At 38.0% G+C, this 17,209-nt stretch carries 21 protein-coding genes; 20 read left to right on the top strand and 1 reads right to left on the bottom strand.

The annotated features are described in order from the left end of the window. Nucleotides 1-40 precede the first annotated feature (40 nt). From rpmI to rny, 8 genes are all read left to right on the top strand, one after another. On the top strand, nucleotides 41-238 hold the full coding sequence (gene rpmI / locus HZA77_06895) for a 50S ribosomal protein L35 (protein ID MBI5375146.1): 198 nt from the start codon (nucleotides 41-43) through the stop codon (nucleotides 236-238). A 21-nt stretch (nucleotides 239-259) separates the two neighbouring features. Further along, a complete protein-coding gene (rplT, locus tag HZA77_06890; protein ID MBI5375145.1) occupies nucleotides 260-619 on the top strand; it encodes a 50S ribosomal protein L20 in 360 nt (119 codons plus the stop codon). A gap of 115 nt (nucleotides 620-734) precedes the next feature. Further along, nucleotides 735-1,766, top strand: coding sequence for a phenylalanine--tRNA ligase subunit alpha (gene pheS / locus HZA77_06885; GenBank protein MBI5375144.1), 1,032 nt, complete (start codon nucleotides 735-737; stop codon nucleotides 1,764-1,766). Further along, nucleotides 1,763-4,165 carry a phenylalanine--tRNA ligase subunit beta gene (locus tag HZA77_06880; GenBank protein ID MBI5375143.1) on the top strand — a complete coding sequence of 801 codons (2,403 nt, stop codon included), beginning with the start codon at nucleotides 1,763-1,765 and terminating at the stop codon, nucleotides 4,163-4,165. Before pheS ends, HZA77_06880 begins: the two co-directional genes overlap by 4 nt. A gap of 289 nt (nucleotides 4,166-4,454) precedes the next feature. Next, complete coding sequence (locus tag HZA77_06875; protein MBI5375142.1) at nucleotides 4,455-4,721, top strand: hypothetical protein; 267 nt, start codon at nucleotides 4,455-4,457, stop codon at nucleotides 4,719-4,721. Between the two features lie 9 nt (nucleotides 4,722-4,730). After that, the gene (locus HZA77_06870) at nucleotides 4,731-5,039 is read left to right on the top strand and encodes a cell division protein ZapA (GenBank protein MBI5375141.1); all 309 of its coding nucleotides are present in this window, start codon (nucleotides 4,731-4,733) and stop codon (nucleotides 5,037-5,039) included. A 367-nt stretch (nucleotides 5,040-5,406) separates the two neighbouring features. Continuing rightward, nucleotides 5,407-5,973 (top strand): 5-formyltetrahydrofolate cyclo-ligase, encoded by a 567-nt coding sequence (locus HZA77_06865; protein MBI5375140.1) that lies wholly within the window; start codon nucleotides 5,407-5,409, stop codon nucleotides 5,971-5,973. A 19-nt stretch (nucleotides 5,974-5,992) separates the two neighbouring features. Further along, on the top strand, nucleotides 5,993-7,564 hold the full coding sequence (gene rny, locus HZA77_06860) for a ribonuclease Y (GenBank protein MBI5375139.1): 1,572 nt from the start codon (nucleotides 5,993-5,995) through the stop codon (nucleotides 7,562-7,564). A 7-nt stretch (nucleotides 7,565-7,571) separates the two neighbouring features. Here the strand turns inward: rny and HZA77_06855 are convergent, their stop codons facing one another. Continuing rightward, nucleotides 7,572-8,381, bottom strand: a complete 810-nt coding sequence (locus HZA77_06855; GenBank protein ID MBI5375138.1) for a GTPase domain-containing protein — start codon at nucleotides 8,379-8,381, stop codon at nucleotides 7,572-7,574. A 180-nt stretch (nucleotides 8,382-8,561) separates the two neighbouring features. Between HZA77_06855 and HZA77_06850 the strand changes: the two genes are divergently transcribed. The 12 genes from HZA77_06850 to HZA77_06795 all read left to right on the top strand — a co-directional run bounded on the left by HZA77_06850 (nucleotide 8,562) and on the right by HZA77_06795 (nucleotide 17,208). Beyond that, nucleotides 8,562-9,341, top strand: coding sequence for a biotin--[acetyl-CoA-carboxylase] ligase (locus tag HZA77_06850; GenBank protein ID MBI5375137.1), 780 nt, complete (start codon nucleotides 8,562-8,564; stop codon nucleotides 9,339-9,341). A gap of 130 nt (nucleotides 9,342-9,471) precedes the next feature. Next, nucleotides 9,472-10,431, top strand: a complete 960-nt coding sequence (locus HZA77_06845; GenBank protein ID MBI5375136.1) for a KpsF/GutQ family sugar-phosphate isomerase — start codon at nucleotides 9,472-9,474, stop codon at nucleotides 10,429-10,431. A 23-nt stretch (nucleotides 10,432-10,454) separates the two neighbouring features. Next, the gene (locus HZA77_06840; protein ID MBI5375135.1) at nucleotides 10,455-10,970 is read left to right on the top strand and encodes an HAD-IIIA family hydrolase; all 516 of its coding nucleotides are present in this window, start codon (nucleotides 10,455-10,457) and stop codon (nucleotides 10,968-10,970) included. 14 nt (nucleotides 10,971-10,984) lie between these two features. Further along, entirely contained in the window at nucleotides 10,985-11,623 is a 639-nt protein-coding gene (gene lptC / locus HZA77_06835) for an LPS export ABC transporter periplasmic protein LptC (GenBank protein ID MBI5375134.1), read from the top strand. Nucleotides 11,624-11,671: 48 nt separating this feature from the next. Then, on the top strand, nucleotides 11,672-12,250 hold the full coding sequence (lptA, locus tag HZA77_06830) for a lipopolysaccharide transport periplasmic protein LptA (GenBank protein MBI5375133.1): 579 nt from the start codon (nucleotides 11,672-11,674) through the stop codon (nucleotides 12,248-12,250). 20 nt (nucleotides 12,251-12,270) lie between these two features. Beyond that, a complete protein-coding gene (gene lptB / locus HZA77_06825; protein ID MBI5375132.1) occupies nucleotides 12,271-12,984 on the top strand; it encodes an LPS export ABC transporter ATP-binding protein in 714 nt (237 codons plus the stop codon). 8 nt (nucleotides 12,985-12,992) lie between these two features. Beyond that, nucleotides 12,993-14,438 carry an RNA polymerase factor sigma-54 gene (gene rpoN, locus HZA77_06820; protein ID MBI5375131.1) on the top strand — a complete coding sequence of 482 codons (1,446 nt, stop codon included), beginning with the start codon at nucleotides 12,993-12,995 and terminating at the stop codon, nucleotides 14,436-14,438. An 18-nt stretch (nucleotides 14,439-14,456) separates the two neighbouring features. Further along, complete coding sequence (raiA, locus tag HZA77_06815) at nucleotides 14,457-14,798, top strand: ribosome-associated translation inhibitor RaiA (protein MBI5375130.1); 342 nt, start codon at nucleotides 14,457-14,459, stop codon at nucleotides 14,796-14,798. A 12-nt stretch (nucleotides 14,799-14,810) separates the two neighbouring features. Beyond that, complete coding sequence (locus HZA77_06810) at nucleotides 14,811-15,278, top strand: PTS sugar transporter subunit IIA (protein MBI5375129.1); 468 nt, start codon at nucleotides 14,811-14,813, stop codon at nucleotides 15,276-15,278. A 6-nt stretch (nucleotides 15,279-15,284) separates the two neighbouring features. Continuing rightward, nucleotides 15,285-16,277: an HPr(Ser) kinase/phosphatase gene (hprK, locus tag HZA77_06805; protein MBI5375128.1), complete on the top strand. Its 993-nt coding sequence runs from the start codon at nucleotides 15,285-15,287 to the stop codon at nucleotides 16,275-16,277. Between the two features lies 1 nt (nucleotide 16,278). Further along, nucleotides 16,279-16,698 carry a PTS sugar transporter subunit IIA gene (locus HZA77_06800; protein ID MBI5375127.1) on the top strand — a complete coding sequence of 140 codons (420 nt, stop codon included), beginning with the start codon at nucleotides 16,279-16,281 and terminating at the stop codon, nucleotides 16,696-16,698. Nucleotides 16,699-16,713: 15 nt separating this feature from the next. Beyond that, the gene (locus tag HZA77_06795) at nucleotides 16,714-17,208 is read left to right on the top strand and encodes a PTS sugar transporter subunit IIB (GenBank protein MBI5375126.1); all 495 of its coding nucleotides are present in this window, start codon (nucleotides 16,714-16,716) and stop codon (nucleotides 17,206-17,208) included. Nucleotide 17,209 lies beyond the last annotated feature (1 nt).

Raw genomic sequence — 17,209 nt, 5'->3', positions numbered from 1 at the left:
TTTTCTTCTATATAGACCGTCTTTCAGGAGATAAATAATAATGCCTAAACTGAAAACTAAAAAATCAGCGGCGAAAAGGTTTAAATTGACAGCATCAGGCAAGGTGAAAAGACACACTGCCTATGGAAGTCATATACTTACAAGCAAAACAAGGAAAAGAAAAAGAGGCTTGAGAAAAAACAATTTAGTGTCATCAACTGAAGCAAAAAATGTTAAGATGATGATACCTTACAACTAAAAGAGTTGGAGAGGGCATAAGATGCCGAGAGCAAAAGGTGGTTTTAAAACAAGACGTAGAAGAAACAAGCTGTTAAAGCTTGCCAAGGGGTACTGGAACACTAAAAGCAGTGCTTATGCAAAGGCAGCAGAACAGCTTTTAAAAAGCTTAACATACTCTTACCGCGACAGAAAAGTGCGGAAAAGGGATTTCAGACAACTCTGGATAACCAGAATTAATGCTGCCGCAAGAATAAACGGGATAAGCTACAGCAAACTGATGAACGGGCTTAAAAAAACAAATGTAGAAATAGACCGGAAGATGCTTGCAGAGATAGCGATAAAAGACCCGTCAGCATTTACAAAAATTGTTGAAACTGCCAAAACAGCATCAGGAAACTGATTTTTCATTTTTTTTATTTGGCTTTTCAGCATCATTTCGGATAAAATATTTTCCCAATTTCAAGATGAAGGCTAATTGTTTTAGCCTTTGTTTACCTTCCGCGGGACTTTAAAATATGGAAAAACTTGTAAAGCAGCTTTCAGAGGAATTTGACAAAGAATTAAAGCAGGTAGGCTCTGAAGAAGAGATTGAAAAACTTCGGGTAAAGTACCTGGGAAGAAAAGGCAGAATAACCGAGCTTTTAAAATCACTTAAGAATCTTTCTGATGACGAAAAGCGGACTATAGGAAGTCTTGTCAACCAGCTTAAAAACAGTGCATCAGAACAAATCGACAAACTAAGTTCCGAAATCAGAAAACGTCAGATAGAAGAATCTGAAAAGAAATCTGCAATAGATATTACACTCCCCGGCAGAACACTCCCTTCAGGAAGCCTTCACCCCATATCTATTGTAATGGAAGAGATCGTGAATATTTTCGGTGATATTGGATTTGTAACAGAAGAAGGACCCGAGGTTGAGCTTGATTACTACAATTTCGAGGCTCTTAACATGCCGGCAGATCATCCTGCCAGAGATATGCAGGATACTTTTTACATAAAAAATGACGTTCTTTTAAGAACACATACTTCGCCTGTCCAGATAAGGACCTATTTGAAAAAGAAACCTCCAATAAGGATTCTTGCGCCGGGAAAGGTTTTCAGAAGGGATGCCGATATATCGCACACGCCTATGTTTCATCAGGTAGAGGGATTCTATGTAGACAATAATGTTTCATTTGCAGATCTAAAAGGAACTCTTGAATTCTTTTTTCGCAGGATTTTCGGCAAAGGGACTAAAATAAGGTTCAGACCAAGCTTTTTCCCTTTCACTGAACCCAGTGCAGAAGTTGATGTTTCATGCGTAATATGCGGCGGTTCCGGATGCAGGGTATGTAAGAATTCAGGGTGGATTGAAATTTTAGGCTGCGGGATGGTACATCCAAATATTTTTGATATCGTTGGTTACGATAAAAACAAATACACCGGTTTTGCATTTGGTATGGGCGTAGAGAGAATCACGATGCTTAAATATGGAATCGACGACATAAGGTTGTTCTATGAAAACGATATAAGATTCTTAAAACAGTTTCAGGCTGGGATAAAATGAAAGTATCATGCAAGTGGTTAAGAGAGTTTGTTGATATTCCTTTTGACAATAATGAACTGGCAAAGCGGATAACCATGGCCGGCCTTGAAGTGGAAGAGATTGCATGGCAGGCGCAGAATATCAGCAGGAATATTCTCGTAGCAGAGATAGTTTCAATAGAACCGCATCCATCATCAGAAAAACTTAAAATATGCAAAATAAACACAGGGAACGAAACCGTTACAGTTGTATCTGGGGCACCTAACATATCAATGCATGCAAAAGTTGCCTTTGTATCTCCGGGAACGCAATTAGGCAGCAAGAAAAAAGTCGAAAAGATAACCATATTGGGAGTAGATTCCTGCGGCATGTTCTGCTCTGAGGAAGACCTTGGGCTAGTAGATGAATCATCGGGGATAATTATTCTTTCTGACTCCATTAAACCAGGAGAAAAAGCATCGGAACATATTGAGACTGAAGATGCCATAATGGAAGTCGCAGTTACTCCAAACAGGCCTGACTGCCTCAGCATAATCGGTATAGCAAGGGAAGTAGCTGCCCTGACAGGAAACAGTCTGAAACTCAACAAAATCAAGCTTCCCGAAATCGGGTTAAGGTCATCTGAATTCATATCTATCACTATAGAAGCACCGGATCTTTGCACTTCGTATACAGGCAGGGTAATAAAAAATATTAAAGTTGAAAAATCTCCTTCATGGATGCAGCGCCGGCTTAAAGCATCAGGGATAAGGAGTATTAACAACATAGTTGATACCACAAACTACGTGCTGATAGAAACAGGCCATCCTTTGCACGCCTTTGACTGTAATACCATAAAAGGCAAAAAGATAATTGTTCGAAGATCAAGAGAAGGCGAAACGATTGTTACCCTTGACGGTACTGAAAGAAAACTCAGCGAAGGAATGCTTTTAATAGCCGACGAAAAAGGGGGTATTGCCATAGCAGGAGTAATGGGAGGAAAAGATACTGAAGTTACGGATAGAACCTCTGACATACTTATAGAAAGCGCATATTTCATCCCTTCCAGCATACGAAGAACATCAAAAGCTCTTTCACTCTCAACAGAAGCATCATACCGGTTTGAAAGAGGAGCAGATCCTGAAATTCTTGAATTCGCATCTGACCGGGTATCCCAAATGGCCGCTATGCTTGCAGGGGGGAAAATCTGCTCAGGAATAGTGGGGGAAACTATAAAAAAACATCAGAGCAAATTTATCCACCTTCGTGATGAAAGATTAAGCAGCATTCTCGGTATTAAGATACAGCGGGAAAAAATCATGAGCATTCTTCAAAATCTTGGAATGCAGGTAAAAACTCAAAACGAAGGCGGATTGAGTGTCTCTCCTTCTTCCTACAGACATGACATAGAAAATGAAACTGACATAATAGAAGAAGTAGCAAGGATAAACGGCTATGAAAAGATACCATCCCTTAGCCCGGTTATAACATCAGAACTAATTGGAAAAGAAGATAACCGGCGGACAGCAGCCAGAAAACTAAAATCAGAGCTCGTTAGAATGGGATTTAATGAAGTCATAAACTTCAGCTTTATCAATCCTTCAGATGCCGCAAAACTTGGGATTGATAGTGAAAAAGCAGTTTCAATAAAAAATCCGCTTTCTGAAGAGCAGAGCATCATGCGTACATCACTTTTAGCAGGATTAATTTTAACCGCCTCATTAAATACAAAAAGATATAATCCTGACCTCAGGATTTTTGAAACAGGAAAAGTCTATCTCCCTGACAGTGCAGCTGATCTTCCGAATGAGCGTCTTTATCTTTCAGCTCTAATAAGCGGTAAAGCATCTTCTGCAAGCTGGCTGGAAAAGCCACGGGATGCAGATTTTTTTGACCTTAAAGGGGCTATTGAAACATTAGCAGATGCCAGAGGAATACATATAAAATTTGAGCCATTCACTCACAACATACAGTTTCTCTCCATTGCTGAATCTGCAGACATAATCGTTAACGGGACTAAATGCGGATTTGCAGGGAAAATAAGCAAAGATTTAATTGAGTTGTTTGAATTGAAAGCACCCGCATATATTTTTGAAATAGATCTTGACTCTATTGAGTTTCCCGACAGGAGCTTAATAAAGTTCTCTCCCCTTTCCAAAATTCCTCCCTCCTACAGGGATATCGCAGTTGTTGTTCCAGATAACATCTCATCCAAAAAGATTATGCAGTGTATAGCGGATGCAGGGGGTAAAATTCTCGAGGCAGTTACTCTGTTTGACCTTTATAAAGGCAAACCGGTTGCAGATGGTAAAAAAAGCCTGGCCTTTTCTCTTACATTCCGAGGAAAAGAAAATACTCTGACTGATCAGGAAATATCAGAAACCATGAAATCAATACTGAATTCCCTTGAGAAAGATTTAAAAGCTGAAATCAGAAGCTGATCCTAGCCTGGCATTCCGCAAGAATACACAAATCTCAGACCAAACAATTTCATATTTGTTTAAATTTCTTCTATATACGAACATAGCACGCTTCCAGATGGTTGTCGTACATATGTTCAGCTGCATCTTGACTTTTGATTCCCCTCCTATATTATTGCCTCAATAATTTAAGGTTAACTTATTGAAGTTAAGAGAACAGAAACATTTTTGTATCTCTGTTCTCGCTTGTCAGATTTATTTTTTTATGATTAAAACAATCAAACACTTACATGAAGGAGTTTCCTGAAAAATGCAACAAATAGAACTTTTAGAAGAAAAGGTAAAAAAATTAATCGATGTTGCAAATAATTACAAAGAGGAAACAGTGAGGTTGAAGGAAGAGATAGAAAGTCTTAAAAGAGTAATAGCCAAACATGAAAACGATATCTCCAGCAATAACGGATTTAAGGAAAAGCTGCTTGCCGTTGAAAAAGAAAAAGAAATTTTGCTAAATGAAAAAAATATGGTAAAATCAAATATAGAAAAAATACTGCAGGATATTGAAAACATAATTTAAATAGCGCAGATGGAAAACAGTATTTTAAACAAAAAAGAAATACAGGTAGATATTTTTGGCAAAACATACACATTGATGTATGAAGGAGACCATAAATATCTTATGGATGTTGCATCCTATGTTGATGAAAAAATGAAGGGTATTTCAAGCGGAGCAAATATAATAGACTCTTTCAAGGTTGCTGTACTTGCATCGCTTCAAATTGCCGAAGAACTTTTCAATGCAAGAAAAGAACTTAACCAGAAAGCACAAGCAGGTGATGAAAGGACTGCCGCTCTTCTGGACTTGATTAACAAGAATATTAAGGAATTTGAATGACAATTACAGGGATAATCCAAAAAAAACAGAAACAATTTTTAAGAAGAGGATAAGATAAAATCCCTGCAGGTGAAGAAAGACGTGAAATAGATTTGAAGAAAATTATTATTAAAAAAAGGTGATAAAAAAGTTGGAGATTTTAATCAATATAAACAGTGATTTGACTTTGCGAACAGAATTGAAGAAATTTCGCAAAGGACTAATTTCTCTCACCTTTATTTGCATACCAGATTTAACACAAAACTGGTCTGCTTAATTTTCTTCCTACTTTTTCTACCTGCTGTTTATTACATCTTATCATCCAGAGTAAAATAGTTTATTGGGAATATTTAATTTGCAATCTGGCAAAAAAAACATACGGACTGCAATGAAGCAGCTGAGATTAGACTTAGACTATGGGGAACGAGTAAAGCTTTCAGATGAAATATGTAATAAAGTCCTCAAACTCAGCATACTGAAGAAAGCTGATATTATAGCTTGTTACATTGCAAAACCGGAAGAAGTTCAAACTGAAAAACTTATATTAAAGCTTTTGGATATGGGGAAAAAAGTGGTAATTCCTAAAGTCAATCCGGGAAACAAAGGGATTGAGTTCTATTATTTAAAATCCTTTCATAGCGAATTGGAGAAGGGATATCATGGAATAATGGAACCAAAAACTTTGCTGAAAAAACTCGGGGTAAAGAGTCATATAGATTTTGCCATAGTACCATCCCTGGCCCTTGATATAACAGGAACAAGGATAGGGTTCGGTGGCGGGTATTTTGATCGTTTTTTTTCTCCCGCCCCGGAGAGAACTACAATATGCGGCATAGCCTTCGATTTTCAGATATTGGACACACTCCCGTCAGATCCTCACGACATCAATGTGGATCTGATAGTAACTGAAAAAAGGACTATTAATTGCAGTCTCAAACACAAATCAATCAATTAAAGCTGATAGGAGGAAATTAGTGGACCAGTATATTCAGTATATATTTCTTGCAATCGGAGTAATCGCCGGGATTGCAGTTTCCTGCCTGTTTTATTTTACAAACAGGAAAAAATTGGAAAGCAGTCTCGAAGCATCAAAACAAGAAACTGAAAAAATAATAAAGGAAGCAAAGAGAGAAGCAGAATCAGTCGTCAAAGAAAGCAAGATTGAAGCAAAAGAGATAGCCATAAAGGCAAGGAGTGACTTTGAGAAAGAAACAAGGGAGCAGAAGAAAGAGCTCCAGATACTTGAAAAAAGATTGATACAGAAAGAAGAGAATATTGACAGGAAGATAGATTTCCTCGCGAAGAAAGATCTTGATATTCAATCCAAGGAAAAAGAGATCCTGTCAAAGAAAGACGAACTGAAAAAAGCTGAGGAAAATCTTAATACAGTGACTTTCGAATGTAAAAGAAGGCTTGAAAAGATCTCCGGGTTAAGCGCCTCAGATGCAAAAAAGATGCTTATAGACAGCATAAAGGAAGAGGCTGAGCATGAAGCAATGAAATTCGTAAGGAAAATTGACGACGACGCAAAGGAAAATGCGGCAAGAAAAGCAAGGGAAATAATAGCGACGGTTATCCAGAGAACAGCGTCAGAGTATGTTGCCGAAACAACAGTGTCGGTAGTTGACCTGCCATCTGATGAAATGAAGGGAAGAATAATAGGAAGAGAGGGACGCAATATTAGGGCCTTCGAAATAGCAACAGGGGTTGATCTTATAATCGACGACACTCCTGAAGCAGTAATCCTTTCTGCCCATGATCCGGTAAAAAGAGAGGTTGCAAAGAGGACTCTTGAGAAACTTATAAGTGACGGAAGGATTCATCCGGGAAAAATCGAAGAAATCATCAAGAAGGTACAGGATGAAGTAAATGAAGATATAAAAAAGGAAGGAGAACAGGCATGTTTTCTCCTTGGGATACACGGACTAAACAATGAGCTTGTAAAGCAGCTCGGCAGGCTGAAATATAGGACAAGCTACGCACAGAATGTTCTCGAACATTCTAAGGAAGTTGCTTCACTTTGCAGTATGATGGCGTCAGAGCTGGGACTGGACTCAACACTCGCAAAGAGGGTTGGTCTTCTTCATGATATAGGCAAGGCTATTGACCATGAGATAGAGGGTTCGCACGCTATTATTGGAGCAGAAATGGCTCAGAAGTTTGGTGAGTCATCAATCGTCGTTAATGCCATTCAGGCCCATCATGAAGAAGCCTCACCTCAAAGCCTTGAAGCTATCCTTGTACAGGCAGGAGATGCACTTTCTGCTGCAAGACCCGGAGCAAGGAGAGAGATGCTGGAATCTTATATCAAACGCCTGGAGAAGCTGGAAGAAATAGCCTACTCCTTTAAAGGTGTTGAAAAATCATTCGCTATACAGGCAGGACGTGAGATCAGGATAATAGTTAATAATTCTGACCTCTCCGATGATGAAACTTACATGCTGGCCAGGAATATAGCTAAGAAGATAGAAAAGGAGCTTTCTTATCCCGGACAGATTAAGGTTACTGCTATAAGAGAAACAAGGGCAATTGAGTATGCAAGATAAAATCAGTTTACTGGCCTGATTTCATTATCTTCCATTCAATATCGATCAGGACCTTGACAAGCTGATTTAAAGTACGGCGGGCATCAAAGATCTTTTCTTCAAGATCTATTATGTCCTTTTGCAAATCGATACCCGGGGTTTTTGCTGCTTCAGTATTAAGCTTTGGTATCTCTGGTTCTTTTTTATCAGATATATTTTCAATTATCATCGGAGGCTGCTGTACCGGAGTTGGTCTCAATGTTTGGGCTTTATCAATAGCAGATTTAGATATTGACTTCAATGTATCAAAAACACCTTCCCCATTTATGGCCGATGCCTGTATAAAAGGGAATCCCATAGGATTAAGAATAGCATTCATTTCCTCAATTGAAGTTACATTTTCAATATCCCTCTTGTTGAATTGGAATACAATCGGAATGCTATTATAATCAAGGCCTATGTCACTTAAATTTAATTTTAAATTTTCAAGGCTTTCAAGGTTAGACTCTATCTGATTCTTTTGTGAATCTCCTACAAAGACCAGTGCATCTACTCCCTTTAAGACAAGCTTTCTTGTAGAATTTAGCTGCACCTGACCCGGAGTAGTATAAAGCTGTATTTTTACGTTAAGGCCTCTTATCTGCCCCAAATCCATCGGCAACAAGTCAAAAAACAATGTCCTGTCGCTTTCTGTCATCAGAGAAATTAGTTTTCCCCTTGTTGAGGGATCGCTGTGGTTATATATATATTCAAGATTAGTTGTCTTTCCTCCTCTTGCTGTTCCATAATAAACAATCTTCAGTATAACCTCATCAGAAGAATAATTATAGATTGCCATAAAATCTCACAATAGAATTCCTGTTATATTTTTTAAATGCTATTTTCTTTTAAATTATGAATTATGCAAAGTCAAATCCTTGATATTAATGAACGCGAAGTAATTTCGGTATGTATCGTGGTTGAAAAAGTTATTTATTACTTATAATATACATATACTTTAAATGATAAACAATACTCGATGGACATACAATACATTAAAGAACGAATAGCATTAAATCCCTTTGCAAGCAGCTTCCATCATTTTGCTTCAATAGATTCTACAAATAATAAGGCAAAAGAGCTGGCCGAGTCAGGTTTTCCGGACTGTACTGTAGTCATTGCAGATTCACAGACTTCCGGGCGTGGAAGGATGAAAAGGCAATGGTATTCACCTAAAGGTGAAGGTATATATATATCATTAATTCTAAGACCTTCCCTTCCCTCTTCCAAATATTATTTCTTCACAATGCTCCCATGTATCAGCGCTGTAGAGGCAATCTCAGAATGCACAGGGTTAAAATGCGGAGTGAAGTGGCCAAATGACATATTTATAGCCGGCAAAAAAACAGGCGGGATACTGACTGAAGCATCTTTAAAATATGATAAAATAGATTTTATAATCTGCGGGATAGGCATAAATGTTAACATTGAACACTTTGAGGGGCAATTTCTGCATCCACCAACTTCTCTTTTCCTTGAAACAAAAGAGAAAACAGCCATTGAAGCCCTTATCGCATCATTTATTAATTCATTCTACAATCATTATAAATTGCTCCTTTCAAAGAACGGAGAAGATGAGGTCAGATCCATCTATAGAACTTATTCGCTCTGCCTGGGCAAAAAAGTCAGGTTAATTGACGGAGAAAAAATTATCGAAGGGAAAGCAGTCGATATCGATGAACAAGGATATCTTCTTGTAAAGTGCCAGGATGAGAACATACTGAAATTTTCCACTGGTGATCTGTTTATTCTGGATTAAATAAAACCATAAATTATCCCTCAAACCTTGTAAAAGCTCGTTTTGCACTCCCCTAAATAGCTTGACATAAACAAAAAAATATTATTAAATTTCAACGAATTTAACCACCTTACCAATATCTAGTTAAATCATGAGTATAGGAAAAGCAAAAGAAGTTTTAAAAATTGAAGCTGAAGCAATTCTCAATCTTATTGATAAACTTGATGAGTCATTCAATAAGGCTGTCGAAGCGTTATATAACTGTAAAGGGCGTGTTGTAGTTACAGGCATGGGAAAATCCGGTTTGATAGGCGGCAAAATTGCGGCAACCTTTGCAAGTACCGGAACTCCGGCATTCTTTTTGCATCCTGCCGACGGTTCTCATGGCGATATTGGAATGGTAGTTAAAAATGATGTAATGCTCGCCTTATCTAACAGCGGTGAAACCCGGGAAATTAATGAGATAATCCCTGTAATAAAAAGACTTGGGATAAAGCTTATTTCCCTTACAAGCAATCCATTATCTGCTTTAGGAAAACAGAGCGATATTGTTCTGAATATCCATGTAAATAAAGAAGCATGCCCTCTCGGTCTTGCTCCAACAGCAAGTACAACTGCCGCGCTGGCAATGGGTGATGCACTTGCAGTAGCCCTCCTTGAAAGAAGAGGATTCAAGAAAGACAACTTTGCTTTTCTCCATCCTGGCGGCACATTGGGAAAGAAACTCATTTTAAAAGTGAATGACATCATGCATTCTGACGGAGAAATACCATTTGTACTAGCTGATTCTTCTGTTAAGAATGCAATTTATGAAATAACATCGAAAAAACTTGGTCTGACAATTGTAACAGACGGCAAGAAAAAAATTAAGGGCCTGATCACAGACGGCGACCTTCGTCGCGCCATGGAAAAGCATCCAGATATAATGAGAAAAAAAGCGTGTGAAATTATGACGATGAACCCAAAAACCATCAAACCTGACGCTCTTGCTGTTGAAGCCCTGCAAGTCATGGAAAAATACTCTATCACCTCACTCATAGTATCCCTCAATGGTAAACAAGCTGAAGGAATAATTCATCTGCATGATATATTAAAGTCAGGAGTTGTCTGAAATTGGCCATTAAACTTCCTGAACTGAAAAAAAAGGCTAAAAAAATCAAACTGTTGATTGTTGATGTTGACGGCGTTTTAACAGACGGGAAAATAATATTTGACAGCACCCAGCGAGAGATAAAAGCATTTGACGTAAAAGACGGACATGGAATAAAAGCTGCACATCGATTTGGATTGGAAGTAGCTATAATAACCGGCAGAAGTTCTTCTATTGTTGACCAGCGTGCTTCTGAACTTGGAATTAAGACAGTAATACAGAAAGCTCTCGATAAGAAGTCGGCTTTTAACAAAATCCTTGAATCAACTAAATTAAGCACAGAAGAAATAGCATACATTGGAGACGATCTGCCAGACCTGCCGGTATTGCGCAGAGTCGGTTTATCAGTAGCTGTTTCTGATGCAGTACAGGAGGTTTTAGAATCAGCTGACATGGTGACTAAACGCTATGGCGGAAGCGGAGCTGTGCGGGAAGTAATAGATTTTATTCTTAAAGCTCAGGGGAAATGGGATACTTTGATGGAAAGGTATTATGCGTAATATCCAGGTGAAACATGCAGGGATCTTATATAAAAAAATTTAAGTACCATTTTCTCACTGTTTTCACTTTACTGTTAATTGCCACACTATTCAGTGTGTTCATACCGGGAAGAGTTAGTGAAAAGAAGGTAACTGTTCCTGCCACACTTCCACAAACTGAAGTTCCTTCTATAAGCATAAAACCGCTCAAATTTTCCCAGGCAACGACAGAATATCCAAGATTTTCCTTATCAGCTGAAAAAGCTGATTTCTATCAGGACAAAAACAACGGGGTTCTTAATAATTTCAAGATTGTTTACACATATGAAAAGGGGAAAAAGATTACCATTTCAGGGTTAAAGGCAAGAATAAATGCTAAAATCAATGATGACATGACAATGGGGCTTGGCAATTCCGACATATACTGCGATGCACCAATTACTGCTGTGTCAACAAGCGGTTTGAATTTTACAACTGAAAATCTGAAATGGAGCGGTGGTGAAGGGATTGTGACAACAGACGGACGAGTATCTCTTTATGGAGAAAATTTCAGAATTGACGGGAAAGGAATGAAGGCAGTTTTGAAGGATGAAAAAATAGAACTTTTATCGGATGTCGAACTGACTGTCTCTCCGAGTGCAGTTAAGAAATTCAGCAAGAATGGTTTAATTTAAATTTTTTTTGTATTATAATAGTATCACAAATATAAAATGGATGAGGACATGACAAATTTAAAAAGAATTTCTATCGCGGGCTTTACGGTTCTAATCATGCTTTTTACATTAACCGGAAGAACAGAAGAAAAAAACTCCATAATGGATATGCTGGGGAAAGGTTCAGACAAAGATATCCCAATAAAAATAACATCAGATAGAATGGAAGCATATAACAAAAAAGACCTTATAATATTCTACGACAATGTTAAGGCAATTAGAAGTGACACGACCCTTCTTGCAGACAGAATGGACATTTATTTAAATCAAAAAGATAAAAAAATCGAAAAAATCGTTGCGCTCGGAAATGTAAGAATTAATCAGGAAGATAAGAATGCAACAGCTGAAAAGGCGACATATTTTGATAACACGCAGGAAATTCTTTTAGAGGGAAGCCCCCAAGTATGGCAGAAAGGTAATGTGCTTAAAGGCAACAGCATAAGCATGCATCTCAATGAAGATAGAATAATAGTGAACTCCGCAGATGTTCAAATTAAGCCTAAAAGCATGAAGAATGCGCCTGGCATGGGGAAATCCAAGAAAGAGACAGGGAATAAAGAATCAGACTCAGAGGAAGGTGCATTGTGAGCCAGGTTAAAACGCTTAATATAAAATCTTTAAATAAAACATACGGCAACAGGAGAGTAGTTGACGATGTTTCGATGGAAATAAGAAACGGTGAAGTAGTGGGACTTTTGGGGCCAAATGGAGCGGGAAAGACTACGACATTTTACATGGTGGTAGGCCTTATAAAGCCTGATGGCGGAGAGATACTCCTAAATGGCGATGATATCGCATCACTTCCGATGTATATGAGAGCAAGACGCGGCATAGGTTATCTGCCGCAGGAGTCTTCAATATTTAAAAAGCTTACTGTAGAAGAGAATTTCTCTGCTATACTGGAGATGCTTCTGATACCCGAAGACGAGAAGGAAGAACGATTAAAAATGCTGCTAGAGGAATTAAGCCTTTCTCATCTGGCAAAAAGTAAGGCATACACATTGTCTGGGGGCGAAAGAAGAAGAGTTGAGATAACAAGAAGTCTTATAACAAATCCACATTTCATTCTCCTAGATGAGCCATTTGCAGGAATAGAACCCAAAGCAGTGGATGAAATACAACAGATAATCTGCAACCTAAAAAATAAAGGCATTGGCATAATAATAACCGATCACAATGTAAGAGAAACACTAAAAATAACTGATAGGGCTTACATAATCAGTGACGGTAAAGTAATAGAGCATGGTATCCCGGATGCAATAGCAAAAAGCGAGAATGTTAAAAGAATTTATCTTGGAAATAATTTTGAACTTTTTAACTGATAAAAACAATGGCTCTTGAAGTAAAGCTTCAGCTAAAGCAAACTCAGAAGCTTGTGATGACAACAGAGCTGAGACAGGCCATCGAGCTTCTGACACTCTCGAGGCTTGAACTGCAGCAGATTATAAAGGAAAAACTTCTTGAGAATCCTGTTCTCGAGGAAACGACTGAACCTGTATCTGAAGAGGAAGCTCTTCCAATCAGTGAAGAAGAGATTTTTCTTCCGGCTGATAAAGTTCACAAGGATGATCCCACATCTGACAAACCTCTTAACGAGGTAGACTGGGAATATTTTCTTCAGTCATATCATGAAAATTATGGAACAAATCTGAGCTGTGATTTTTCTGAAGACAGTCCCAATCTAGAAAATATAATTGCTTCCAAGGAAACATTAAGCGAACATTTACATAAGCAACTCGCCCTTGTAGTATCTGATGATGAAGAAAGCAAAATAGGAAGCTTAATAATCGGGAATTTAGATGAAAACGGATTTCTTTCAATGACTCTCGATGAAATGGCTCAGCGCTATACCCTGGACAGGGATAAGCTTCAACATGTCCATTCCTTGTTCAGAAACTTCGATCCTGACGGTATTGCGGCTGAAAATATCCAGCAATGTCTCATAATACAATTAGAAAACAGGGAAGATTACAACCCCCTTGCCATGGAAATATTGACGAATCACATGGAAGATCTAAAGTCCCTTAATCTCAAGAAATTGGCCGATATCTGCGGAGCAACGGAAGAAGATATACGAACCGCTCTTTATGTCATTAAAAGCCTTGATCCAAGACCTGCCAGGAATTTTGGAGGGGAAGAAACCCGTTACATACAGCCTGATGTATTTGTTGTAAAAGTTGACAACGAATATGTTGTCCATTTGAATGATGATGGATTTAACAACCTTAAAATAAGCCAATCATATAAAGAAATGATTCATAAACTTAACTCTCATAACAAGGAGGCAAAAGATTATCTTGAACAAAAAATGCGCTCTGCGGTATGGCTTTTAAAGACAATACAACAGAGACAAAGGACTATTTATAAAGTTGCAAAAAGCATAGTAAGGAAACAAAGAGATTTTTTCGAACAGGGAATTTCATATCTTAAACCTATGGTATTAAGGGAAGTAGCAGAGGATATTTCTCTCCATGAATGCACTGTAAGCCGTGTTACAAACAATAAATATATGCACACTCCTCATGGTATATTTGAACTTAAATTTTTCTTTACAAGCGGCATTACAGCTGGAGACGGAGATAGTGTTTCTTCAAAATCCATAAAAAACATGATTAAAGATATAATCCAGAATGAAGATAAATCAAAACCTCTGAGCGATGAAAAAATAGCGCAGATTCTTGCCAGTCAAAAATTATATATAGCAAGGAGAACAATAGCAAAATACAGAGAAGAACTTAACTTTTTGCCTTCGAGCAAGAGAAAGAAAATTATCTGACAACGACATGGAGGATTTATGCAAATAACAATCAAGGGAAGACATATAGAATTGACCCCGGCCTTAAAAAATCATGTCACAAAAAGGGTAGAAAAACTAAAAAAATACACTGATAATATTCTAACAGTATCAGTAATTTTAAGTGTAGAGAAATACCGGCACATATCGGAAATAAACATACATGTAGATGATCAGCTTTTTGTCAGCAAAGCAGAGACTGATGACCTTTATGCTTCTGTAGACCAGTGTATTGAGAAATTAGACACACAGTTGAATAAGCGTAAGGCACGTTACTCATCATCAAGAAAGAAAGAACGCTCCGATGAAGCTGAAGGTGAGGAAACAGCTGACACTGAATAAAAAAGAGACATTATGAAAATTTCTAATGTGCTGAAAGAGGAAGCAATCTTGCCAACAATGGCTTCCAGGAACAAAGCAGAAATTCTCAAAGAGCTTTCTTCTCATCTCGTCTCAATTTTCAAGATAAAGGAAACAACAGATACTCTTTTTAAGATTCTTGAGTCCAGAGAAGAACTTGGCAGTACCGGTATTGGAGATGGGATTGCTATCCCGCATGGGAAAGTCCCGAGTATCGACGAAGAACTTCTTATAGTTGGAAGGTCAAAGGATGGTATAGATTTTAATGCGATGGACAGTAAACCTGTACATCTCTTTTTCTTACTTGTTGGACCTGAAAATGCAGCGAGCATGCACCTTAAGGCTTTAGCTAAACTTTCAAGGATTCTCAGTAACCCTACACTAAGAAACAAACTGTTGAATGCAGAAAGCAAAAATGAAATGTTCACTCTTCTTGCCGACGAAGATTCAAAATATAGCTGACCATTCATGAAGAAATTTATTACAGTAAAACAGTTTTTTAATGAAACAAAAGAAGATCTTAATCTCAGTATCCTATGTGCAAAAAACAGTCTAAGAAATAAGATCAGCAATTACCACATTCAAAAGCCTGGACTTGCTCTTGCAGGATATCTTGAAAATATAAAAAGTGAGACAGTAAGCATTTTAGGCAACACAGAAACATCTTACTTAAAGACGCTGCCGGCAGGTAAATGCAATGATTCTCTAAGAAAGCTTCTTAAACTTCGCCTTGCCTGCATAATAATATCTAACAGCAATCCTCCTCCCTGCGATCTTCTGGGCATAGCTTCAAAAACCAACACCCCTGTTATGTGTTCAACTATCAACTCCACAATTCTTATCTCCAGGCTTCTCAATTTTCTCGAGGAAAAACTGGCAGAATCAATTACCCTGCATGGAGTGCTTGTAGATGTTTTTGGAGTTGGAGTTCTTTTACTCGGGAAAAGCGGCGTCGGCAAAAGTGAGATCGTTCTCGACCTGGTGGAAAAAGGCCACCGTCTTGTATCTGATGACGTAGTTGTAATCAAGAAAACAGGAGAAATGACGCTTCTCGGTTCCAGTCCGGAAAGCATCCGTCACCACATGGAGATAAGAGGACTTGGTATAATAAACATAAAAGACCTTTTCGGAGTTACATCTATACGTGACAGCAAGAGAATAGAGATCGTAATTGAACTTGAAGAATGGGAGTTGGAAAGTCAGTACGAAAGACTCGGGCTTGATACGCTTTATGCTGACATACTCGGGATAAAAATACCAAAAATTCTTATGCCTGTTGCTCCAGGAAGAAACATGTCAATGATAATTGAAATTGCTGCAAGAAACTATCTTTTGAAGAAAATGGGTTATAATCCGGCTGAAGAATTGAACAGAAAGCTGCTAAACAAAATCATCGAAGAAGAAAAGAGTCTTACAGCTGATTCAAAGCGCAGAAACAGTAAGCAAAATAAGGAGAATTAACTTGGTTGGAGCAATAATAGTTACACACGGAAACCTAGCTGCTGAGCTTATTAAATCCGCTGAAATGATACTTGGAAGGCAAAAACACTTGCTGTCTGTTTGTATCAAGCTAAACAACGGGGAAGAAGATATAGTACACGCCATCAAAAAAGCTATCTCTGATGTTAAATCAGAAGAAGGTATTCTCATATTTACTGATATGTTTGGCGGTACACCTACTAATCTGAGTCTTTCTTTCATGGATGAAGGGAAAATTGAAGTGGTTACTGGCGTCAATCTCCCAATGCTTATTAAATTCCTGACCGAGAGGGAACATAACCCGCTTCAGAAGCTCGTTTCTTTCTGTAAACAATACGGGAAAAAACATATCATGGTTGCCTCTGAAATACTTGGTCAGCAAAAAGAAGAACATAACAACTGATCTGATTCTTTCAAAATGCATTTCTCTTTATTCAGAGTTGATGACCGTCTCATTCACGGTCAGGTAGTGGAAGGCTGGGCAAGGCCTCTTTCGGTTACTACGATAATTGTAGTAAATGACCGTATAGCTAGTGATGCGTCTCAAAAGCTAATATTTGAATTTGCAGTTCCTCCAGAAATAAAAACAATTTTTTCAACCATTGACAACATGGTTAATGAGTTGCCACTGATCGAAAATGAGAACTCTCGAACTATAATTCTTTTCTCCACTATAGATGACGTATACAGACTTGTGGATAATGGCTTTAAACTTGACAAGCTAAACCTGGGAGGGATGAGATCTGTTGAAAATAAAATGAAGCTTTCTCAAACGGTTTTTGTAAGCGCTACAGAAATTAAAACACTTAATATGCTTCTCAAAATGGGAATAGACATAAACATACAGTCAGTTCCTGGAGAGAAACAAAAAAACCTTAAAGAACTTTTTGCCAAGAAGCACCTTCTGGAATAGT

It is taken from the genome of Candidatus Schekmanbacteria bacterium (genome assembly GCA_016219965.1).
Taxonomy (GTDB): Bacteria; Schekmanbacteria; GWA2-38-11; order GWA2-38-11; family J061; genus JACRJM01.
The sequence above is the reverse complement of the archived record's forward strand: the minus strand, read 5'-3'. Positions and strand labels throughout refer to the sequence as shown.